The organism is Streptomyces sp. ISL-11 (genome assembly GCF_018614525.1).
Taxonomy (GTDB): Bacteria; Actinomycetota; Actinomycetes; order Streptomycetales; family Streptomycetaceae; genus Streptomyces.
In genome coordinates this window covers 38,838-59,665 of record NZ_JAGGOL010000018.1, presented here as the reverse complement: position 1 = coordinate 59,665, position 20,828 = coordinate 38,838, and the positions used below count along the sequence as shown (strand labels likewise).

The 20,828-nt window shown below is 71.6% G+C and carries 17 protein-coding genes; 14 read left to right on the top strand and 3 right to left on the bottom strand.

The features are described from left to right. Nucleotides 1-239 precede the first annotated feature (239 nt). Nucleotides 240-1,232, bottom strand: coding sequence for an ATP-binding protein (locus J7E86_RS05420; RefSeq protein ID WP_215080302.1), 993 nt, complete (start codon nucleotides 1,230-1,232; stop codon nucleotides 240-242). Between the two features lie 101 nt (nucleotides 1,233-1,333). On the opposite strand from J7E86_RS05420, the gene J7E86_RS05415 reads away from it, so the two are divergent. Continuing rightward, the gene (locus J7E86_RS05415; RefSeq protein WP_215080300.1) at nucleotides 1,334-2,155 is read left to right on the top strand and encodes an oxidoreductase; all 822 of its coding nucleotides are present in this window, start codon (nucleotides 1,334-1,336) and stop codon (nucleotides 2,153-2,155) included. A gap of 347 nt (nucleotides 2,156-2,502) precedes the next feature. Here J7E86_RS05415 and J7E86_RS05410 read toward each other — a convergent pair whose 3' ends face one another. Beyond that, nucleotides 2,503-3,345 carry an HAD family phosphatase gene (locus J7E86_RS05410; protein ID WP_215080298.1) on the bottom strand — a complete coding sequence of 281 codons (843 nt, stop codon included), beginning with the start codon at nucleotides 3,343-3,345 and terminating at the stop codon, nucleotides 2,503-2,505. 453 nt (nucleotides 3,346-3,798) lie between these two features. Here J7E86_RS05410 and ssd point away from each other — a divergent pair, with 453 nt between their 5' ends. From ssd to J7E86_RS05375, 7 genes are all read left to right on the top strand, one after another. Beyond that, complete coding sequence (gene ssd / locus J7E86_RS05405; RefSeq protein WP_215080296.1) at nucleotides 3,799-4,917, top strand: septum site-determining protein Ssd; 1,119 nt, start codon at nucleotides 3,799-3,801, stop codon at nucleotides 4,915-4,917. Beyond that, on the top strand, nucleotides 4,914-6,071 hold the full coding sequence (locus tag J7E86_RS05400) for a TadA family conjugal transfer-associated ATPase (protein ID WP_215080294.1): 1,158 nt from the start codon (nucleotides 4,914-4,916) through the stop codon (nucleotides 6,069-6,071). The genes ssd and J7E86_RS05400 overlap by 4 nt, the downstream gene beginning before the upstream one ends. Continuing rightward, nucleotides 6,068-6,958 (top strand): type II secretion system F family protein, encoded by an 891-nt coding sequence (locus J7E86_RS05395; RefSeq protein WP_374223767.1) that lies wholly within the window; start codon nucleotides 6,068-6,070, stop codon nucleotides 6,956-6,958. The genes J7E86_RS05400 and J7E86_RS05395 overlap by 4 nt, the downstream gene beginning before the upstream one ends. Before the next feature lie 356 nt (nucleotides 6,959-7,314). After that, nucleotides 7,315-7,770 (top strand): type II secretion system F family protein, encoded by a 456-nt coding sequence (locus J7E86_RS31765; RefSeq protein WP_308312477.1) that lies wholly within the window; start codon nucleotides 7,315-7,317, stop codon nucleotides 7,768-7,770. 32 nt (nucleotides 7,771-7,802) lie between these two features. Next, nucleotides 7,803-8,012 (top strand): DUF4244 domain-containing protein, encoded by a 210-nt coding sequence (locus tag J7E86_RS05385; RefSeq protein ID WP_215080290.1) that lies wholly within the window; start codon nucleotides 7,803-7,805, stop codon nucleotides 8,010-8,012. After that, the gene (locus J7E86_RS05380) at nucleotides 7,999-8,379 is read left to right on the top strand and encodes a TadE family type IV pilus minor pilin (protein ID WP_215080288.1); all 381 of its coding nucleotides are present in this window, start codon (nucleotides 7,999-8,001) and stop codon (nucleotides 8,377-8,379) included. Before J7E86_RS05385 ends, J7E86_RS05380 begins: the two co-directional genes overlap by 14 nt. A 43-nt stretch (nucleotides 8,380-8,422) precedes the next feature. After that, complete coding sequence (locus J7E86_RS05375) at nucleotides 8,423-8,755, top strand: Rv3654c family TadE-like protein (RefSeq protein WP_215080286.1); 333 nt, start codon at nucleotides 8,423-8,425, stop codon at nucleotides 8,753-8,755. A 141-nt stretch (nucleotides 8,756-8,896) separates the two neighbouring features. On the opposite strand, the gene J7E86_RS05370 is transcribed toward J7E86_RS05375, so the two are convergent. Next, on the bottom strand, nucleotides 8,897-11,392 hold the full coding sequence (locus tag J7E86_RS05370) for a DEAD/DEAH box helicase (protein ID WP_215080284.1): 2,496 nt from the start codon (nucleotides 11,390-11,392) through the stop codon (nucleotides 8,897-8,899). 54 nt (nucleotides 11,393-11,446) lie between these two features. Here J7E86_RS05370 and bldG point away from each other — a divergent pair, with 54 nt between their 5' ends. The 6 genes from bldG to topA all read left to right on the top strand — a co-directional run bounded on the left by bldG (nucleotide 11,447) and on the right by topA (nucleotide 20,819). Continuing rightward, nucleotides 11,447-11,788, top strand: a complete 342-nt coding sequence (gene bldG / locus J7E86_RS05365; protein WP_086565946.1) for an anti-sigma factor antagonist BldG — start codon at nucleotides 11,447-11,449, stop codon at nucleotides 11,786-11,788. A 118-nt stretch (nucleotides 11,789-11,906) separates the two neighbouring features. Beyond that, complete coding sequence (locus tag J7E86_RS05360) at nucleotides 11,907-12,359, top strand: ATP-binding protein (protein WP_215080283.1); 453 nt, start codon at nucleotides 11,907-11,909, stop codon at nucleotides 12,357-12,359. 364 nt (nucleotides 12,360-12,723) lie between these two features. After that, on the top strand, nucleotides 12,724-15,117 hold the full coding sequence (locus tag J7E86_RS05355; protein WP_215080281.1) for a sodium-translocating pyrophosphatase: 2,394 nt from the start codon (nucleotides 12,724-12,726) through the stop codon (nucleotides 15,115-15,117). A 306-nt stretch (nucleotides 15,118-15,423) separates the two neighbouring features. Beyond that, nucleotides 15,424-16,002 carry a small secreted protein gene (locus tag J7E86_RS05350; RefSeq protein WP_215080279.1) on the top strand — a complete coding sequence of 193 codons (579 nt, stop codon included), beginning with the start codon at nucleotides 15,424-15,426 and terminating at the stop codon, nucleotides 16,000-16,002. A gap of 187 nt (nucleotides 16,003-16,189) precedes the next feature. Further along, nucleotides 16,190-17,716 (top strand): class I SAM-dependent methyltransferase, encoded by a 1,527-nt coding sequence (locus J7E86_RS05345; RefSeq protein WP_215080277.1) that lies wholly within the window; start codon nucleotides 16,190-16,192, stop codon nucleotides 17,714-17,716. Between the two features lie 247 nt (nucleotides 17,717-17,963). Continuing rightward, nucleotides 17,964-20,819, top strand: coding sequence for a type I DNA topoisomerase (gene topA, locus J7E86_RS05340; RefSeq protein WP_215080275.1), 2,856 nt, complete (start codon nucleotides 17,964-17,966; stop codon nucleotides 20,817-20,819). Nucleotides 20,820-20,828: the final 9 nt, after the last annotated feature.

The window sequence follows — 20,828 nt, the reverse complement described above, 5'->3', positions numbered from 1 at the left end:
CTGCGATGGCGGGTTTCTCAACTCTCGGTAAATGAATCGTAATGGAGAGTAAAGGGCCATGGGAGGGTGCCTGGTCGAATGGAAGCGCGGTTCCTTCGAATGGGTGAATTCGTATTCTTATCGTCTCGGGTTTCACCCTTTCCCGGGAGGGCCTCCGAAGTGGGTGAAGTCCGTACGGACGTGGCCGCAAGGTACGAAAGCCGAGGGCGGCAGGGAACGTTTCCCCACCGCCCACGTGATCAGGCCGGCTGCGGCGCGGAGACGAGCCCCTCGCCCAGGACGAAGGCCGGGTCCACCTGGGCGGCGAGGTCGGCGCCCGTCTTGGCGTTGCCCCAGCTCTCCGCGTTCTTGAGGTGGAAGTGCACCATCTGGCGGGTGTAGCGCTGCCAGTCCCGTCGCTCGTACGCGCGGTCCGCCGCCTGCCGCAGTGTGCGCAGCGCCGCGCGGTTGGACTCCTCCAGCAGCCCGAAGCGCGGCGGCCGCCCCTTCTCCATGGCCCGCACCCAGTCGGAGTGGCCGACCGTCACCAGCAGGTCGTCCCCGACCTCGTCCCGCAGGAAGTCCAGGTCGTCCGGACCCTGCACCTTGTTGCCGACGACCTTCAGGCTGACGCCGAAGTCCCGTGCGTACTCCTTGTACTGGCGGTAGACGGAGACGCCCTTGCGTGTGGGCTCGGCGACCAGGAACGTCATGTCGAAGCGGGTGAACATCCCGGACGCGAAGGAGTCGCTGCCCGCCGTCATGTCGACCACCACATACTCGCCCGGCCCGTCGACAAGGTGATTGAGGCACAGCTCGACCGCGCCGACCTTGGAGTGGTAGCAGGCGACCCCGAGATCGGAATCGGTGAAAGGCCCGGTCGCCATGAGGCGGACCGTGTCGCCGTCGTCCAGTGGGACGGTCCGGGCGCACGCCGCGTAGACCGGGTTGTCCTCATCGACCCGCAGCAGCTGGGAACCCTCGCCCGGTGGCGTTGTCTTGATCATGGTCGCCGAGGAGGCGATGCGGGGGTTGGAGCCGCGCAGGTAGTCCTTGATCAAGGGGAGCTGCGCTCCCATCGCGGGCAGCGCGGCGGCCTCCTCGTCGTCCAGCCCCAGCGCCGCGCCGAGGTGCTGATTGATATCGGCGTCCACGGCGACGACGGGGACGCGGTCCGCGGCGAGATGGCGGATGAACAGGGAGGACAGCGTCGTCTTACCGCTGCCGCCTTTGCCTACGAAAGCGATCTTCATGTTCACCAAGCGTAGGGTGGCGACTGCGGAAAGCGAGAGCTCGGCGTGAGGAAGACCACTCCTTCGAGGGGTGTGAACCCGAAGTGCGTACTGTCTTACCCATGAGTACGACAGCCGATCCGCTCGCCGCCCTGGGCTCCCTGCCCGGCGTCGCCGACTCCGTGGACTCCGTGCGCAAGGCGGTGGACCGGGTCTACGGCCACCGGGTGATGCGCCGCCGGAGCAACGAGATCACCTCCGAGGCCGCGCTGCGTGGCGCACGCGGCTCGGCGGCGCTGTCCGGCGCCGACTGGGCGCTCGAAGAGGTGCGCCGCCGCACCGACTTCACCGTCGGCGGCGAGCCGCAGACGGTCGGAGCTGCGCTGCGGCTGACCGCCGAGGCGGGGCAGCTGCTGAGCGTGTGGCGGCAGTCGCCGCTGCGGGTGCTGGCCAGACTGCATCTGGTCGCCGCGAGCGGGATCCGCCCGGACGAGACGGTGGGGCGGCCGCGGCTGGCGGGCGAGCCCGTGGACGAGCCGCTGATCGAGCTGCCGTTGCCCGGCGCGGCGGAGGTGGCCGGGCGGCTCGAAGGGCTGGCCGATCTCCTCATCGCGGGCAGCGAGGCGCCGGCGCTGGTGACGGCGGCCGTCGTGCACGGCGAGCTGCTCGCGCTGCGTCCCTTCGGCTCGTGCAACGGCCTGGTCGCCCGGGCCGCCGAGCGAATCGTCCTGATCGGCAGCGGGCTCGACCCGAAGTCGATCTGTCCCGCCGAGGTCGGCCATGCCGAGCTCGGCCGGGTGGCCTACGCGGCGGCGCTGGAGGGATACACGTCCGGAACGCCGGAAGGGGTCGCGGCGTGGATCGCGCACTGCGCCCGCGCGGTGGAGCTGGGGGTGCGCGAGAGCACCGCCGTGTGCGAGGCGCTCCAGCGCGGAGCCGCCTGACGCCGCTCGCTTCGGGCCGGGCTGGGCCCGGCCCGCGGACGAAGAGGGCCCCCACAGGGTTGCGGCGGTACCGGTCAATTCCGGTACCGCCGCTGGCATGTTCGCCGGGTTACCATGCGTGCACGATGTTTGCCCATCAGGCCGGGGACTTCGCCCGTCCCTGGTGCGGCTGGCCCGTAATCGACGGGTCGGCGTCGCGTGGGTGCCCGGCGTTCATGCGCGGTCCGTGGGCCTTGGTGCGTGATGGGCATCCTCCCGGATGTCCCTGGTCTCGCGGGCCGTTGATTCCTTTCTACTCCTGTGTCAGTCGAAGTGGAAGGCTGAGCCGCAGTTCTTTGCGTTTGGCTTCAAAAGCGGGCAATGCGGGCGGCCGGCTCACGGCGTCGGCTGGCGAACCAGACCAGGCCGGCGGTCGCGGCGGCGGCGCCGACCGCGGCGGCCGCGACCAGCGCCGGGCGTGAGGGCATGGACAGGGGCACCCGCTGCTTGAGCCGCACCGGGTGATCGAAGGAAAGGATCGGCCAGTCGCGGGCGAGGGCCTCGCGGCGCAGCGCGCGGTCGGGGTTGACCGCGTGCGGGTGCCCGACGGCTTCCAGCATGGGTACGTCCGTCGCCGAGTCGCTGTAGGCGTAGCAGCGCGCCAGGTCGTATCCCTCGGAGGCGGCGAGCTCCCTGATGGCCTCGGCCTTCGTCGGGCCGTAGGCGTAGTACTCGACCTCGCCCGTGAATGCGCCGTCCTCGACGACCATGCGAGTGGCGACCACGCGGTCGGCTCCCAGGAGTTCGCCGATGGGCTCGACGACCTCCGCGCCGGACGTACTGACGATCACCACGTCGCGTCCGGCGGTGTGGTGTGCTTCGATGAGAGAGGCGGCTTCGTCGTAAATGATCGGATCGATGAGTTCGTGCAGGGTCTCCGCGACGATCTCGCGTACCTGTTGGACATTCCAGCCCCGGCAGAGCGCGGAGAGATACTCACGCATCCGCTCCATCTGGTCATGATCGGCTCCGCCCGCCAGGAACACGAACTGCGCATACGCGGTACGCAGGACGGCTCGCCGGTTGATCAGGCCGCCTTGGTAGAAGGACTTGCTGAAGGTGAGCGTGCTCGACTTCGCAATGACCGTCTTGTCCAGATCAAAGAACGCGGCTGTCCGAGACAACGAGTGGTTTTCCACGGTGCCGAGCATAGGCGCCCTCCATTCGGCGTAAGCTGAGGCGTGTGGGTTTGCCTGAGAAGGCTCTCGGGTACACCATGGAAGTCACGGATCGTTCGCGACCGTGTCTAACCCGGCCCGACTCCTCCCCCCCCGAGTCGGCCGTGGGGACGACCCCCGCTCTCCCCCCCGGCGGGGGTCGTCGCATGTCCGGATGCCTTTTGAGTGTCCTCATCGGCTCCTTCTCCCTTCCGTTCCGCTGATCTCGCGCCTGTGTCACACCCTTCATACACGTCACGCAGGGTAATCGGGAGACTGCTCTCCGGAAGTCACCGGTATAGGTGACCGGGATATTCACAACGGTTGAGTTGTCCACAGTTTTCCACCAAGATCCACATGATTTTCCAGTTCCGTGCACGGTGATTCCCCGCGATGTTCCGCGATGTTCGCGGAAGCGAGAGCGCGTAGTGACACGGGGAGGACACTGTGGCCGGATCCAGCACTTCCGAATGGCCGGCGACCGTCGCCGGAAGGCGTGGCGGACCGCTGATCGTCACCGAGGACGAAGGACTGCTCGACGACCTGCTGCGCCTGTGCGCGGCGGCCGGGGCCATGCCCGAAGTGGCGCATGGAACGCCCCCGCGCAGAGCCGCCAGGGAGGACTCCCCGCTGCTCCTGATCGGGGACGACTGTGCCCATCGGTTCATGAACCCGTCGCTCGGCCCCCTCGACGAGGGAGCCGTGCTCGTCGGCAGTGATCCGGACGACCCCGGTATCTGGCGGCGGGCCGTGGAGATCGGCGCCCGCAACGTGACCGTCCTGCCCGGCGGTGAGACCTGGCTGGTCGACCGCATCGCCGACGCCGTCGAAGGAGTCGGCAGCCCCGCCCGCACCGTGGGGGTGATCGGCGGCCGCGGCGGCGCGGGCGCCAGCACACTGGCCTGCGCCTTGGCCGTCGGTGCCGCCCGCGCGGGCAGGCGCACCATGCTCATCGACGCCGACCCTCTGGGCGGTGGGCTCGACGTCCTGCTCGGTGGAGAGCGGGCCGAGGGCCTGCGCTGGCCGGCCTTCGCCGACTCCCGCGGCCGGGTGGCCGGCGAGGCTCTGGAGGAGGCCCTGCCCGAGCTCCACTCGATGCGCCTGCTCAGCTGGGACCGTGGTGACTGCCCGAGCGTGCCGCCCGACGCGATGCGCGCGGTCCTCGCGGCGGCGCGCCGACGTGGCGGGGTGGTGGTCGTCGACCTCCCACGCCGGCTGGACGAAGCCGCCGTCGAGGCACTCGGGCAGCTGGACATGGGCTTGTTGGTGGTGCCCGCCGAGCTCCGGGCAATCGCTGCGGCGCACCGCGTCGCCGCGACGGTGGGCAACGCACTCGGCGACCTGCGGGTCGTCGTGCGCGGCCCCTGTGGCTCCGGGCTCGACGCAGCCGAGATCGCCCGGCTCCTCGGCCTGCCGCTGGCCGGTGAACTCTCCCCGGAGAACCGCCTGCCCGCCGCGTTGGCGGCCGGCAGACCGCCGGGCACCGCCGACCGCGGGCCGCTCGCCAAGTTCTGTGCGGAATTCTGGGCCCAGGTGCCCGCCGAGAGCGGGGGAGTCCCGGCATGAGCACCGAACTGCTGGACGCCGTGCGGCTGCGACTGGCCGAGAGCGGCGCCGAGCCGACGCCCGCCCGCGTCGCGGAGGCACTGCGCCGGGAGGGGCGGCTGCTCGGGGACGCCGAAGTCCTCGGCGTCGTGGCCCGGCTGCGTTCCGAACTCATCGGCACCGGCCCTCTGGAACGGCTCCTCGCCGCGCCCGACGTCACCGACGTCCTGGTCACCGCGCCCGACCAGGTATGGGTCGACCGCGGATCGGGCCTGGAGCGCACCGATGTGTCCTTCCCCGACGCGGCGGCGGTGCGCAGGCTCGCCCAGCGGCTCGCCGCGACCGCCGGGCGCAGACTCGACGACGCCCGGCCCTGGGTGGACGCCCGGCTTCCGGACGGGACGCGGCTGCACGCGGTGCTGCCGCCGGTGGCCGTCGGCTCGACGTGCCTGTCGCTGCGGGTGGTGCGGCCCCGTGCCTTCACCCTGGACGACCTGGAGGCCGCGGGCACCGTCCCGCCGGGCGGACAGCGGCTGCTGCGGGCGGTGCTGGACGCCCGGCTCTCCTTCGTCATCAGCGGGGGCACGGGGTCGGGGAAGACCACACTGCTGACGACTTTGCTGGGGCTGGTGGCGCCGGACGAGCGGATCGTCCTCGCCGAGGACTCGGCGGAGCTGCGCCCGGACCATCCGCACGTGGTGCGGCTGGAGACACGGCCGGCGAACCAGGAGGGCATGGGTCTGGTCACCCTCCGGGACCTGGTGCGGCAGGCACTGCGGATGAGGCCCGACCGGCTGGTCGTCGGAGAGGTCCGTGGGCCCGAGGTCACCGACCTTCTGGCCGCGCTCAACACCGGTCACGAAGGCGGCTGCGGCACGGTGCACGCCAACGCCGCCGCGGACGTCCCGGCCCGGCTGGAGGCACTGGGCTCGACCGCCGGGCTCGACCGGGCGGCGCTGCACAGCCAGTTGGCGGCGGGCCTGTCGGCAGTCGTCCACCTGGCGCGCGAGCGCGGCGGCCGACGGCGCGTCGCCGAGATCCATGTACTGGACCGGGACGCCGCCGGGTTCGTGACGACCGTACCGGCCGTCGTGTGGGCGCCGCAGGGTTTCGAGCGGGCTCCCGGATGGGGCCGGCTGGCGGAGCTGTGCGAGCGCGGCGGGGCCACGCCGTGACGGCCGCCGGGGCGGTACCGCAGGCCACGCTGGTGTGCGCGGCGGCGCTGGGTGCGATGGCCGTGATCTGGTCGCTCACGCGGCACGACCGGGAGCTGCGGAGGGCCCGGCTGCTGTTCGCGGGTGGGGGCGCCGTAGATCCGGTACGACCGTGGCCGCCCGACCGGGTCGTCGACGGGGTCGCCCGGATGCGGCGCTGGGCGCGGGAGCGGCGCGAGCTGATGTGCATTCCAATGGGTTGCGCTGTCGCCCTGTTGGGGGATTCCGTGCTGCCGCTGCTCGTCGCCGTGGCGGCCGTGCCACTCGTACGGCGGTGGCTCGCAGCCCACTGCGCGGAGCGGGAGCGGGAGCGGTGCGAGGCGGCGGTGATCGAGCTGTGCGGGGCCGTGGCGGGTGATCTACGGGCCGGCAGACAGCCCCATGAGGCCTTGGTGGGCGTACCGGCGACGGACCTCGGAGCGGGATGGGCCGTGGTGCCGGCGGCGGCGCGATTCGGTGGTGACGTCCCGGAAGCGCTGCGGACGGTGGGCCGACGACCGGGGGCGGAGGGGCTGCACGGTGTGGCCGCCTGCTGGCAGGTCGCGGTCGACGGCGGAGCAGGCCTCGCGGCCGGGCTCGAAAGGGTGGCAGCTTCCCTCAGTGCCGAGCGGGATCAACGGGAGGAGCTCCACGCCCAGTTGGCCGGTACGCGATCGACCGCCGTGATGCTGGCCCTCCTGCCCGTTCTGGCCCTCTTGCTGGGCAGTGCGCTCGGTGCCGCGCCGCTGCGGGTGCTGCTGCATACGACGGCGGGACTGGGCTGCCTGGTCGTCGGCGGTCTGTTGGAGGGCGCCGGGCTCGTATGGACCCGGCGGATCGTACGGACGGCATCGGGAGGAGGCTCGTGAACGCGAATGTTATCCACAGCCTGTGGACAGTGATTCTTCTCGGAGTCGCCTCCGCGATGGTGTCGATGATGGGCAGGGCCCGGGGCAGGCGTGCGGCTCGCCGGCGAGTCACCTCGCTGTTCGTGGCGGGCGAGTCGGCGCGGCCGTCGGCCGTGGAAGGTCTGTCGCGAGCGTGGGCGGGGCGGATGACGGTGGTCCGGGACTGGCTGCCCGTGGCCGGAGCGGGTGCCGCTGGACCCATCCTCGTCGGAGGGATCGCCGGGTGGGGAGCGGGACTCGCCGCCGCGTACGGCATGTGGCGGTGGCGACGTCGCTCGAAATGCGCCGGGAGCGGTACGGGCGGTGCGTCGGAAGGCGTGCCTGCGCATGCGGTGGAGCGACAACTTCCGGTCGCTGCGGACCTCATGGCGGCCTGTCTCGCCGCCGGAGCCGGGCCGATACAGGCGGCCGAAGCGGTGGGCGGCTCGCTGGGCGGCCCCGTGGGGGAGCGGCTGGCCCAGGCTGCCGCGGAGGTGCGGCTCGGCGGCGATCCGGTCACCGCCTGGAGCCGGGTGGGCGAACTGCCGGGCGCCCGGGGGCTGGCGCGCTGCCTGGAGCGGGCCCAGGCGACGGGTGTGCCGGCCGTGGAGCCCATGTCCCGGCTCGCGGGTCGATTGCGGGCCGAGCGCGGCAGGGCGGCGGGCATACGAGCCCGGCGCGCGGGCGTCCTGGCGACAGCACCGCTGGGGCTGTGCTTCCTGCCCGCGTTCCTGACGGTCGGTGTGGTTCCCGTGGTGGTCGGACTGGCCAGCGGGCTGATGAAGGGGGATTGACGATGCGTGAAGCGAGGACGGGGGAATCAGTGATGGCGATGCGGTGGTGGTCATGGGGCCGGGGACGGCGCTGGACGCGGCTGAGGGCGGGCGGCGACGCCGGGATGTCGACGGCCGAGTACGCCGTCGGGACGCTGGCGGCGTGCGCTCTGGCCGCGGTCCTCTACAAGGTGGTCACGAGCGGCCCGGTCAACGCGGCGATGCAGTCGCTGATCACGAGGGCGCTCCATGCGCCGTTCTGACCACAGGTGCGTGCCCGGCCGCGGCTACGTGCCCGACCGCGGTTACGTGACGGCGGAGGCCGCGCTGGTGCTGCCCACGCTGACGTTGTTCGGCGTGGCACTGATCTGGGGGCTGATGGCCGTGTGCGGGCAGATCCAGTGCGTGGACGCGGCCCGGGCCGGCGCTCGGGCGGCGGCCCGGTCGGAGTCCGCGCCGGCCGCTCTGGCCGCGGCCGGAGCGGCCGCGCCGGAAGGGGCCCACATCGCACTGGCCCGAGAGGGAGACATGGTGCGCGTGCGGGTCGAGGCGCGTACGGCGGGACCCGGGCCGCTGACGGTCCGGCTGAAGGGAGAGGCGGTGGCCCTTGCGGAAGAGACCGTGGAATGACAGGGGCAGTGACCGGGAGAGACATCGCGGGCATGACCGGGGCATGGCGTCGGTGTGGGTCGCGGTGGCCGCGACGGCGATCTGCGCGGTGTTCGCCGTGGTGCTGGCCATGGGGCAGGCGATGGTGGCCCGGCATCGAGCCGGAGGAGCCGCGGACCTGGCGGCGCTGGCGGCCGCGGACCACGCCCTACGGGGCCAGGAGACGGCCTGCGGACTGGCCGGGAAGGTGGCCGGCGCCCAAGGCGTACGGGTGGTGCGCTGCGCCGTGAGCGGCGAGTTCGCCGAGGTGTCGGCGGAGGCGCGGGAAGGCCCGTACACCGCCCGTGCCCGCTCGCGGGCGGGACCCGCGGCCGCGGTGCCGGGGCCCTGGCCGTGACGGTCGGGGACGCGCGCGGCGGGCGGGGGCCCTGCCCGCCGTCCGGCCGGGCGCCCGGCTGGACGGTGACCTCGGGCCGGGAGGGTTGGCAACCTCCGTCCCCACAGGGCCTCCCCGGGCTCTCTGACCGCCTCTGGGCCGCTAAGAGCCCTCAGGTCCCTGAGAGCCCCCGTAGCCCTCAGGGCCCCCCTCGACGGGCTCACGTGGGGCTCCTGCCAAGAGGCGGGTGAGGAGGCGGATGGCGGCCTTCTTGTCGAGGGGGTCGTTGCCGTTGCCGCACTTGGGGGACTGGACGCAGGAGGGGCAGCCGGACTCGCACTCGCAGGAGGCGATCGCCTCACGGGTGGCGGTGAGCCAGCGGGCGGCGGTGTGGAAGGCGCGTTCGGCGAAGCCGGCGCCGCCGGAGTGGCCGTCGTAGACGAAGACGGTCGGCAGGAGGGTGTCCGGATGGAGGGGGATGGAGACGCCGCCGATGTCCCAGCGGTCGCAGGTGGCGAAGAGCGGCAGCATGCCGATGGAGGCGTGTTCCGCGGCGTGCAGGGCCCCGCCGAGGGCCTCGGGGTCGATGCGGGCGTCGTCGAGCTGGTCCTCGGTGACGGTCCACCACACGGCGCGGGTGCGCAGCGTACGGGGCGGCAGATCCAGCTTGGACTCGCCGAGGACCTCGCCGGTGATGAGCCGGCGGCGGAGGAAGGAGACGACCTGATTGGTGACCTCGACGGAGCCGAAGCACAGCCGTGCGTCGCCCCAGGGGACCTCGGCACCGGTCTCCAGGATGGAGACGGCCGTGGTGTCGCGGGCGGTCGTCGAATAGGGCGGGTCGGCCTGCTCGACGAGGGCGACCGATCCCTCCAGGTCGAGGTGGCGGACGAGGTAGGTCCGCCCCTGGTGGAGGTGGACGGCGCCCTCGTGGACGGTGGTGTGGGCGGCGGCCGCGTCCACGGTGCCCAGCAGCCGCCCGGTGCCCTCCTCGACGACCTGGACGGGCCGGCCGCCCCCGCCGCGGATGTCGGTGAGGTCGACGGCGCGCTCCCGGCGGGTCCAGTGCCAGGCCGCGGCCCGGCGGCGGAGCAGCTTGCGGCCCTCCAGCTGGGAGAGGAGGCCGGGTGTCTCGGGGCCGAACAGTGACAGGTCGGACTCGGTGAGCGGAAGCTCGGCGGCGGCGGCGCACAGATGGGGAGCGAGGACGTAGGGGTTGTCCGGGTCGAGGACGGTGGACTCCACCGGTCGGCGGAAGAGCGCTTCGGGGTGGTGGACGAGGTAGGTGTCCAGCGGGTCGTCCCGGGCGATGAGGACGGCGAGGGCGCCTCGGCCCGTACGGCCCGCGCGGCCGGCCTGCTGCCACAGGGAGGCCCGCGTACCGGGGTAGCCGGAGAGGAGGACGGCGTCGAGGCCGGCGACGTCGACGCCGAGTTCCAGGGCGCTGGTGGCGGAGAGGCCCAGCAGCTCACCGGAGTGCAGGGCGCGCTCGATGGCGCGGCGTTCCTCGGGGAGGTAGCCGCCCCGGTAGGCGGCCACGCGGGAGGGGAGGGAGCGGTCGACGGCGGCGAGGCGTTCCTGGGCGATCAGGGCGACGAGTTCCGCGCCGCGCCGGGAGCGGACGAAGGCGACGGTGCGTACGCCCTGGACGGCCAGGTCGGTGAGGAGGTCGGCGGTCTCGGCGGTGGCGGTACGGCGGACGGGGGCGCCCTTCTCGCCGTGGAGCTCGGTGAGCGGCGGCTCCCAGAGCGCGAAGACCAGTTCGCCGCGCGGGGAGGCGTCCTCGGTGATCTCGGCCACCGGCAGGCCCGTCAGCCGGGTGGCGGCGGTGGCCGGGTCGGAGACGGTCGCGGAGGCGAGCAGGAAGACGGGTTCGGAGCCGTAGCGGGCGCAGACACGCCGGAGGCGGCGCAGCACCTGGGCGACATGTGAGCCGAAGACGCCGCGGTAGGTGTGGCACTCGTCGATGACGACATAGCGCAGGGCGCGCAGGAAGGAGGACCACTTGGGGTGGGCGGGCAGGATCGAGCGGTGGAGCATGTCGGGGTTGGTGAGCGCGTAATTGGCGTACTGACGCACCCACTCCCGCTCCTCCACGGGTGTGTCGCCGTCGTAGACGGCGGGCCGGATGCCCTTGCCCAGGGGGCCGGCCAGGGCGCGTACGGCACGCCGCTGATCGGCTGCCAGGGCCTTGGTGGGGGCCAGGTACAGGGCCGTCGTGCCGCGTCCGTTGGGGGCCTCGGAGCCGTCCAGGAGGGCGCTGAGGACCGGGGCGAGGTAGGCGAGGGACTTGCCGGAGGCGGTGCCGGTGGCCACGACCACCGATTCGCCGCGCAGCGCGTGCTCGGCCGTGAGCGCCTGGTGGGCCCACGGGCGCTCGATGCCGGCCGTCCGGATGGCGTCGACCACTTCCGGCCGGATCTTCTCAGGCCAGGGGGCATGACGTCCCGGACGCGGGGGCAAGTGCTCCGTATGAGTGATGCGCGCAGCCCGGTCTGTCCCGGCGGTCAGTCGGTCGAGGACTGTCCGGGGAGTGGGATGTACGCCCGCGTCCGGCGGGAGTTGATCGTTGGCCATCGACACCGAGTGTGTCACTGGCGTGACGGACAATGGCGTCAAGGCGTCGTGCACGCCTGCCGGTAAGTGATTGAATGCCATCGCGGCTGCCGATCCATGGGGGGCGACCGCTCGATGCAAGGTGCTGGAGGATCCGTGGACCTGTCCCTGTCGACCGAGACCGTAGGCGACCGTACGGTTGTCCGGGTCGGTGGCGAGATTGATGTGTACACCGCGCCCAAGCTGCGTGAGCAGTTGGTCGAGCTTGTCAACGACGGCAACTACCACCTCGTCGTGGACATGGAGGGCGTCGACTTCCTCGACTCCACCGGGCTCGGCGTGCTGGTCGGCGGCCTCAAGCGGGTGCGAGCCCACGAGGGCTCGCTGCGCCTGGTCTGCAACCAGGAGCGCATTCTGAAGATTTTCCGTATCACCGGCCTGACCAAGGTGTTCCCGATCCACACCTCGGTCGAGGACGCGGTGCAGGCGACCGACTGACGGTCGCCGCCGGAAGACTGTCACGCGGGGGGTATCGGGCCCGAGGGCCCGGCCCTCTCGCGAGTCCGCCCTTTTCCGGAACAGGGGAAGGGTGGCACGTGCGACCGAGGGGGATGGCATGGCCACCGTCGAACTGCTCTTCAGCGCCCTTCCCGAGCACGTCCGCACCGCCCGTCTGGTGGCGGCCGCGGTGGCGCGCCGGGCCGGTGTCGACGAGGCCGTCCTGGACGAGCTGCGCCTCGCCGTGGGTGAGGCGTGCTCGCGCGCGGTCGGGCTGCACATCAGCCATGGCGTGACCACCCCCGTGCGGGTCGTGCTGACCGAGGACGAGAAGAAGTTCTCCATCGAGGTGGGCGACGACGCGCCCCACGCCATGCCCGCCGAGATCACCGCCGCGCTCGGCCGGGAACGGCCGATTCCCGCCCAGGACGAAGGCGGCGCCGACGCCGAGGACGACATGGGCCTCGCCGTCATCAGTGGCCTGGTCGACGACGTCGAGGTGACCGCTGACGAGACCGGTGGCCTCATCCGGATGAGCTGGCCGACGACGTCGGCGGCCGTGCTTCCGTAGCTCCGCGTCCCCCCATCGGCGTAGTCGGCCGTCCCCTGGTGGTCGTAACTGTTCTGCGCCCGGGGCCGGCTCCGCCGTCGCCACTCGTTTGGCCTAATTCATCGGTGCGTCATGGGTACGGGCGGTCATTCCGATCTCCAACCGGCGATCTCCGCTTTCCGATCTTCTCCCGCGATCGTTTATCCGGCCGATCATTCACTCGATCTTCACCGGCCCCGGGCTCCTTCGCTGTGCGGCGCTCTGTTTTGATCTCGGCATGCTCCCTACAATCCGTCCATCTTGAGCTCAGGTCGCCTGAGCGTGGCGACTGTTCCGCGCTCGCGGAGCTGTCGCGCGCCCATGTGCCAAACGTCAAGGAGGACGAATGGCGGGGCCCCTTACCCCTCGACAGGTGGACTTCACCCAGCATCTCGCAGCCGAGCTGACACAAGGCAATCGCACGCTGGTCATGGTGATCGGGGCCGTCGCACTCGCGGCGCTCGTGGTCGCCGTGGTGCTCGTACGGCAGGTCCTCGCCGCCGGTGAGGGCACCGAGCGCATGAGAGAGATCGCCGCGGCCGTGCAGGAAGGCGCGAACGCCTATCTCGCCCGGCAGTTGCGCACCCTCGGTGTATTCGCCGTGGGAGTGTTCTTCCTGCTCATGCTGTTGCCGGCGGACAACTGGTCGCAACGCTTCGGGCGTTCGGTCTTCTTTCTGATCGGCGCGCTCTTCTCCGCGGCCACCGGCTATATCGGCATGTGGCTCGCGGTCCGCAGCAATGTGCGGGTCGCCGCGGCCGCGCGCGAGGCCACCCCCGCCGAGGGCGAGCCGGAAAAGGATCTGACGGCCGTTTCCCACATGGCCATGAAGATCGCTTTTCGTACCGGTGGCGTCGTCGGGATGTGCACGGTCGGGCTCGGCCTGCTGGGCGCCTCCTGCGTGGTGCTCGTCTACGCCGCCGACGCGCCCAAGGTCCTGGAGGGCTTCGGCTTCGGCGCGGCGCTCCTGGCGATGTTCATGCGTGTCGGAGGCGGCATCTTCACCAAGGCCGCCGACGTCGGCGCCGACCTGGTCGGCAAGGTGGAAAAGGGCATCCCCGAGGACGACCCGCGCAACGCCGCCACCATCGCCGACAACGTGGGCGACAACGTCGGCGACTGCGCGGGCATGGCCGCGGACCTCTTCGAGTCCTACGCCGTGACCCTCGTCGCCGCCCTGATCCTCGGCAAGGCCGCCTTCGGTGACGCCGGCCTGGCCTTCCCGCTGCTCGTCCCCGCCATCGGCGTGCTCACCGCGATGATCGGCATCTTCGCGGTGGCCCCGCGCCGCAGCGACCGCAGCGGCATGACCGCCATCAACCGCGGCTTCTTCATCTCGGCCGTCGTCTCGCTGGTCCTCGTGGCCGTCGCGGTGTTCGCCTACCTGCCGTCCTCGTACGCCGACTTGAAGGGCATCGGCGACGAGGCCATCCGCGGCCACGGCGGCGACCCGCGGGTCCTCGCGCTCGTCGCGGTGGCCATCGGCATCGTCCTCGCCGCGCTCATCCAGCAGCTCACGGGCTACTTCACGGAGACCACCCGGCGGCCCGTACGCGACATCGGCAAGACCTCCCTGACCGGCCCCGCGACCGTCGTCCTGGCCGGCATCTCCATCGGCCTGGAGTCGGCGGTCTACTCGGCCGTCCTGATCGCCCTCGGCGTCTACGGCGCGTTCCTGCTCGGCGGCACGTCCATCATGCTCGCGCTGTTCGCCGTCGCGCTCGCCGGTACGGGCCTGCTGACCACCGTCGGCGTCATCGTCGCCATGGACACCTTCGGCCCGGTCTCCGACAACGCGCAGGGCATCGCCGAGATGTCCGGCGACGTCCAGGGCGCGGGCGCCCAGGTCCTCACCGACCTCGACGCCGTGGGCAACACCACCAAGGCGATCACCAAGGGCATAGCGATCGCCACGGCGGTCCTGGCCGCGTCGGCGCTGTTCGGCTCGTACCGCGACGCGATCGCCACCGCCGTCGAGGACGTGCACGCCAAGTCCGGCGAGCTGGGCCTGAGCCTGGACATCTCCCAGCCCAACAATCTCGTCGGACTGGTCCTGGGCGCCGCCGTCGTCTTCCTCTTCTCGGGGCTGGCCATCAACGCCGTCTCGCGCTCGGCGGGCGCGGTGGTCTACGAGGTGCGGCGGCAGTTCCGCGAACACCCCGGGATCATGGACTACACCGAAAAGCCGGAGTACGGGCGGGTGGTGGACATCTGCACCAAGGACGCGCTGCGCGAACTCGCCACGCCCGGCCTGCTGGCCGTCATGGCGCCGATCGCGGTCGGCTTCTCGCTGGGCGTCGGCGCGCTCGGCTCGTACCTCGCGGGCGCGATCGGCACCGGCACGCTGATGGCGGTCTTCCTGGCCAACTCCGGTGGTGCCTGGGACAACGCGAAGAAGCTGGTCGAGGACGGCCACCACGGCGGCAAGGGCAGTGAGGCGCACGCCGCGACGGTCATCGGCGACACGGTCGGCGACCCGTTCAAGGACACCGCCGGCCCGGCGATCAACCCGCTGCTGAAGGTGATGAACCTGGTGGCGCTGCTGATCGCCCCGGCGGTGGTGAAGTTCTCCTACGGCGACGACGCCAACAGGGGCCTGCGGATCGGCGTCGCGGTGCTGGCCATCGCCGTCATCGTCGGCGCGGTGTACGTCTCCAAGCGCCGCGGCGTGGCCGTCGACGGCGACGACGGCAACGCCGAACCGGCGGCGCGACCGGTGGACCCGGCGGTGGTCTCCTGACGGCGGTGGTTCCCTGACGGCGGTCATGTCCGCGCCACGGGCGGTTTTCTGACGGCATGGCGACCCGACGGTGGAAGCTCGCTGACCGGACGTCAGACGTCAGGAGTGCGGAGGGGCGGCGCGCGCGGGCGCGCCGCCCACCTGTGTGCGCCGGTGGGGCGTACGAGGACGATCAGGTGCGGCGAACGCCACGCCTGGCTTGGTGCAAATGGCTTTAAAAGGGGGCGTACAGGGTGCTCGGCTCTCGGGCGGTACCGCCTGGACGTGTAAGTTCCGGGGCCGGGAGCCATCGAAGGGACCAATCCGGTGAACAAGAAGCTTGTGGCTGCACTGTCCGGCGGTGCGGCACTCGTCCTGGCACTGACGGGATGCGGCGGCGACGACAACGGGAACAAGAAGCTCGACGACTGGTCCAAGAAGGTCTGCGACCAGATGCAGCCCCAGGTGAAGAAGATCCAGGACGCCAACCACGCCATCGCCGGCGTCCAGACGGAGGAGGACTCCAAGAAGGTCCAGCAGACCGACTCGGCCGCCTTCCAGGCCAACGCGGACGCGTACAAGGCGCTGGCGCAGAGCGTGCAGAACGCGGGCGCCCCGCCCGTCAAGGACGGCGAGACCAGCCAGAAGAACGCCGTGAAGGCCCTCAACGACCTCTCCGGGGCGTACACCGGCCTCAAGAAGCGCATCGACGGTCTCGACACCGGTGACAAGGCCAAGTTCGCCGGCGGCCTCAAGGGCATCGGCGGGGACATCGGCAAGCTCAGCAGCCAGAGCGACGAGGCCCTCAAGAAGCTCCAGTCCGGCGACGTCGGCAAGGCCATGGCCAAGCAGCCCGGCTGCCAGAAGACCTCCGGCGGGCCGACGCCGACGAACACCAAGAAGTAGTCGACGCCGACGAACACCAAGAAGTAGGAGCCGGGAAGAAGCGCCGCCCGGCGCCGCGCCCCCGCGGGCGTGGCGCCGGGCCTTCACGTCCGCATCGCCGGCTCCGGCGCCCCCGGCTGTCCCTGTCGCGCGCCGCCCGCCCACCGCGCTTTCGTCATTTGTCGGTGCCGCCCCCGACAATGGTCACGTGAGTACGCTCCTTCCCACCGCCGACCGCGCGCGCACCGACAAACTGCGCGCCGCCCTGCTGGCCGCCGCCTTCACCGCCGACGGCCTCCTCGACCTGCTGGGCGCGTCCGCCTACGCCGCCCTCGCCCGCAGCGAGACCGTTCCCGCGCTGCGCGCCACCCGGGGCGACGGCCGGCTGGAGGCCCTGGTCCGGCTCTTCCTGCTGCAGCGGCCGGTCCCGTACGCGCGGGCCGCCGCGGCGCTGCCGGTCGACGACTGCCTGGCCGACGGCTGGCTGGTCCGGGACGGCGACGAGGTCCGCGCGACCGTCGACGTGCGCCCCTACGGCGGCCCCGAGGGGCAGGACTGGTGGATCGTCTCCGACCTCGGCTGCGCGGTCGGCGGCGCCGGCGGCATCGCGGGCGGTTCCGCCGGGCCGGGCGGTGTCGAGCGCTCGCAGCTCGTCCTCGGCGTGGGCGGGGCCTCCACCACCCTCGCCGGCATCACCGTCCGTACGCCCGTGGCGAGCGCGCTCGACCTCGGCACCGGTTCCGGCATCCAGGCGCTGCACGCCACCCAGCACGCCACCAAGGTCACCGCCACCGACCTCAACCCGCGCGCCCTGCACTTCGCGCGCCTGACGCTCGCCCTGTCCGGCGCGCCCGAGGCCGACCTGCGCGAGGGCTCCCTCTTCGAACCGGCCGGCCAGGACACGTACGACCTGATCGTCTCGAATCCGCCGTTCGTCATCTCTCCCGGCGCCCGGCTGACCTACCGCGACGGCGGCATGGGCGGCGACGACCTCTGCCGGAGCCTCGTCCAGCAGGCCGCCGACCGGCTCAACGACGGCGGCTACTGCCAGCTGCTGGCCAACTGGCAGCACATCGAGGGAGAGGACTGGCGCGACCGGCTCTCCTCCTGGGTGCCGCGGGGCTGCGACGCCTGGATCGTCGAGCGCGACGTGCAGGACGTCGCGCAGTACGCCGAACTGTGGCTGCGCGACGGCGGCGACCACCTGGCCGACCCGGCGCAGTACACCGCGCGCTACGAGGCGTGGCTGGAGGAGTTCGAGGCCCGCAGGACCAAGGCCGTCGGATTTGGCTGGATCACGCTGCGTAAATCGGGCTCGGAGCGGCCTTCCGTCACCATGGAGGAGTGGCCCCACCCGGTCGAGCAGCCGCTCGGTGCGTCCGTTCGGGCCCATTTCGAGCGACAGGACTTCCTGCGCGCCCATGACGACGCGTCGCTGCTGGCCGCCTGCTTCCGGCTCGCCGACGAGGTCGTGCAGGAGCAGGTCGGGCTGCCCGGCGCCGAGGACCCCGAGCACGTGGTGCTCCGCCAGAACCGCGGAATGCGGCGGGCCACCAAGGTCGACACGGTGGGCGCGGGCTTCGCCGGCGTGTGTGACGGCTCTCTCAGTGCCGGCCGCATCCTCGACGCCATCGCGCAGCTGGTCGGAGAGGATCCGGTGGTCCTGCGCGACCGTACGCCGGACGCGATCCGGCTCCTCGTCGAGCAGGGCTTCCTGCTCCCGGTGACGGACTGACGGCACGCCGGAGGGGGTCGGGTTCACGACACCCCGCATTCCCGGCCGGAACAGGGCCGCCGGGCGTCCCGGTGGCCCCTTCCGTCCGGTGGTGTGCCGGTCCGGGCGGCAGACAGGACGCTTGTCGGGTTACCGTTCGAGTGGCGTTGCGGGCTTTTTCCGTTTGACACGGGGGCGGGATGTACCGTCACACTCCGCAGCGTCACCGCAGCGCCTACACCGAGTGCCGACCGGAAGAAGAGCGAAGTTGTCCCCGACCAGCGAGACCGCACAGGGCGGCCGCCGACTCGTCATCGTCGAGTCGCCTGCCAAGGCGAAGACGATCAAGGGCTACCTTGGCCCCGGATACGTCGTCGAGGCGAGCGTCGGGCACATCCGTGACCTGCCGAACGGGGCCGCCGAGGTCCCGGCCAAGTACAAGGGTGAGCCCTGGGCGCGCCTCGGCGTGAACGTCGATGCCGACTTCCAGCCCATCTATGTCGTCAATCACGACAAGAAGGACCAGGTCAAGAAGCTCAAGGAGCTGCTGGCCGAGTCCGACGAGCTCTTCCTCGCCACCGATGAGGACCGCGAGGGCGAGGCCATCGCGTGGCACCTCCAGGAAGTCCTCAAGCCCAAGGTGCCCGTCCGCCGGATGGTCTTCCACGAGATCACCAAGGACGCCATCCGCGAGGCGGTCGCCAACCCGCGCGAGCTGAACAAGAAGCTCGTCGACGCCCAGGAGACCCGCCGCATCCTCGACCGCCTCTACGGCTACGAGGTCTCGCCGGTCCTGTGGAAGAAGGTCATGCCCCGGCTGTCGGCCGGCCGGGTGCAGTCCGTCGCCACCCGTCTCGTCGTCGAGCGGGAGCGCGAGCGCATCGCGTTCCGCTCCGCCGAGTACTGGGACCTGACCGGCAGCTTCGCCACGGGCCGCGGCGGCGACGCCAGCGACCCGGGCACCTTCGCCGCCCGCCTGACCGCCGTCGACGGCCGGCGCGTGGCCCAGGGCCGCGACTTCGGTTCGACCGGCGTGCTCAAGGACAACTCCACCGTCCTGCACCTGGACGAGGCGAACGCCCGCGCCCTCGCCGCCGCCCTCGCGGACTCGGCGTTCTCGGTGCGCTCCGTCGAGTCCAAGCCGTACCGCCGCTCGCCGTACGCGCCGTTCCGCACGACCACGCTCCAGCAGGAGGCCTCGCGCAAGCTCGGCTTCGGTGCGAAGGCGACCATGCAGGTGGCGCAGAAGCTGTACGAGAACGGCTTCATCACCTATATGCGTACGGACTCCACGACCCTGTCCGAGACGGCCATCCAGGCCGCTCGCGCCCAGGTCACGCAGCTCTACGGCGCCGACTACCTGCCGGACAAGCCGCGTACGTACGCCGGCAAGGTCAAGAACGCCCAGGAGGCGCACGAGGCGATCCGCCCGTCGGGTGATCGTTTCCGTACTCCCGCCGAGACCGGCCTGACCGGTGACCAGTTCCGGCTCTACGAGCTGATCTGGAAGCGGACCGTCGCCTCCCAGATGAAGGACGCGACCGGCAACTCCGTCACCGTCAAGATCGCAGGCCGGTCGAGCGACGGCCGGGACGCCGAGTTCAGCGCCTCCGGCAAGACGATCACCTTCCACGGCTTCATGAAGGCGTACGTCGAGGGCGCCGACGACCCGAACGCGGAGCTCGACGACCGTGAGCGGCGCCTCCCGCAGGTCACCGAGGGCGACCCGCTGACCGCCGAGGAGATTGCCGCCGACGGCCACGCCACCAAGCCCCCGGCCCGCTACACCGAGGCCTCGCTGGTCAAGGAGCTGGAGGAGCGCGAGATCGGCCGCCCGTCGACCTACGCGTCGATCATCGGCACGATCCTCGACCGCGGCTACGTCTTCAAGAAGGGCACGGCACTCGTGCCGTCCTTCCTGTCCTTCGCCGTCGTGAACCTGCTGGAGAAGCACTTCGGCCGGCTCGTCGACTACGACTTCACCGCCTCCATGGAAGAGGACCTCGACCGCATCGCCCGCGGCGAGGCCCAGGCCGTGCCGTGGCTGCGCCGGTTCTACTTCGGCTCCGAGGAGGGCGCCCCGGCCTCCGCAGCCGACGCCGGCAACGGCGACGGCGACCACCTCGGCGGACTCAAGGAGCTCGTCACCGACCTCGGCGCGATCGACGCCCGTGAGGTGTCCTCCTTCCCGGTCGGCGACGGCATCGTGCTCCGCGTCGGCCGCTACGGCCCGTACGTCGAGCGCGGCGAGAAGGACACCGACGGCCATCAGCGCGCCGACGTGCCGGACGACCTGGCGCCCGACGAGCTGACCGTCGCCTACGCCGAGGAGCTGCTCGCCAAGCCGAGCGGCGACTTCGAGCTCGGCACGGACCCGGCCACCGGGCACCAGGTCATCGCCCGCGACGGCCGCTACGGCCCGTACGTCACCGAGGTCCTGCCCGAGGGCACCCCGAAGACCGGCAAGAACGCGGTCAAGCCGCGCACCGCCTCGCTCTTCAAGTCCATGGCCCTCGACACGGTCACCCTCGACGACGCCCTCAAGCTGATGTCGCTGCCGCGCGTCGTCGGCAAGGACGCCGAAGGCGTGGAGATCACCGCGCAGAACGGCCGCTACGGCCCGTACCTGAAGAAGGGCACGGACTCGCGGTCGCTGGAGACCGAGGACCAGCTCTTCGGCATCACCCTCGACGAGGCCCTCGCGATCTACGCGCAGCCCAAGCAGCGCGGGCGCGCCGCGGCCAAGCCGCCGCTGAAGGAGCTGGGCACCGACCCGGTCAGCGAGCGCCCGGTCGTGGTCAAGGACGGCCGCTTCGGCCCGTACGTGACGGACGGCGAGACCAACGCCACGCTGCGCCGTGACGACGACGTCGAGACCATCACTCCGGAGCGCGGCTACGAGCTGCTCGCCGAGAAGCGCGCCAAGGCCCCGGCGAAGAAGACCGCGAAGAAGGCGCCGGCGAAGAAGGCCACGGCGGCGAAGAAGACGACGACCGCCAAGAAGGCGACGGCCAAGAAGACCGCCGCGAAGAAGACGGCCGCCAAGAAGACGACGACCGCGAAGAAGGCCACGGCGGCGAAGAAGACCGCCGCGACGAAGGCGTCGGCGGCCGCGGCGGAGTAGAGCCGCGGG

Excerpts from the sequence above, each read along its gene's own strand:
- J7E86_RS05420 (WP_215080302.1), bottom strand. The coding sequence starts at position 1,232 with ATGAAGATCGCTTTCGTAGGCAAAGGCGGCAGCGGTAAGACGACGCTG.
- J7E86_RS05415 (WP_215080300.1), top strand. The coding sequence starts at position 1,334 with ATGAGTACGACAGCCGATCCGCTCGCCGCCCTGGGCTCCCTGCCCGGC.
- J7E86_RS05410 (WP_215080298.1), bottom strand. The coding sequence starts at position 3,345 with ATGCTCGGCACCGTGGAAAACCACTCGTTGTCTCGGACAGCCGCGTTC.
- J7E86_RS05400 (WP_215080294.1), top strand. The coding sequence starts at position 4,914 with ATGAGCACCGAACTGCTGGACGCCGTGCGGCTGCGACTGGCCGAGAGC.
- J7E86_RS05385 (WP_215080290.1), top strand. The coding sequence starts at position 7,803 with ATGGCGATGCGGTGGTGGTCATGGGGCCGGGGACGGCGCTGGACGCGG.
- J7E86_RS05380 (WP_215080288.1), top strand. The coding sequence starts at position 7,999 with ATGCGCCGTTCTGACCACAGGTGCGTGCCCGGCCGCGGCTACGTGCCC.
- J7E86_RS05375 (WP_215080286.1), top strand. The coding sequence starts at position 8,423 with ATGGCGTCGGTGTGGGTCGCGGTGGCCGCGACGGCGATCTGCGCGGTG.
- J7E86_RS05370 (WP_215080284.1), bottom strand. The coding sequence starts at position 11,392 with ATGGCATTCAATCACTTACCGGCAGGCGTGCACGACGCCTTGACGCCA.
- J7E86_RS05360 (WP_215080283.1), top strand. The coding sequence starts at position 11,907 with ATGGCCACCGTCGAACTGCTCTTCAGCGCCCTTCCCGAGCACGTCCGC.
- J7E86_RS05355 (WP_215080281.1), top strand. The coding sequence starts at position 12,724 with ATGGCGGGGCCCCTTACCCCTCGACAGGTGGACTTCACCCAGCATCTC.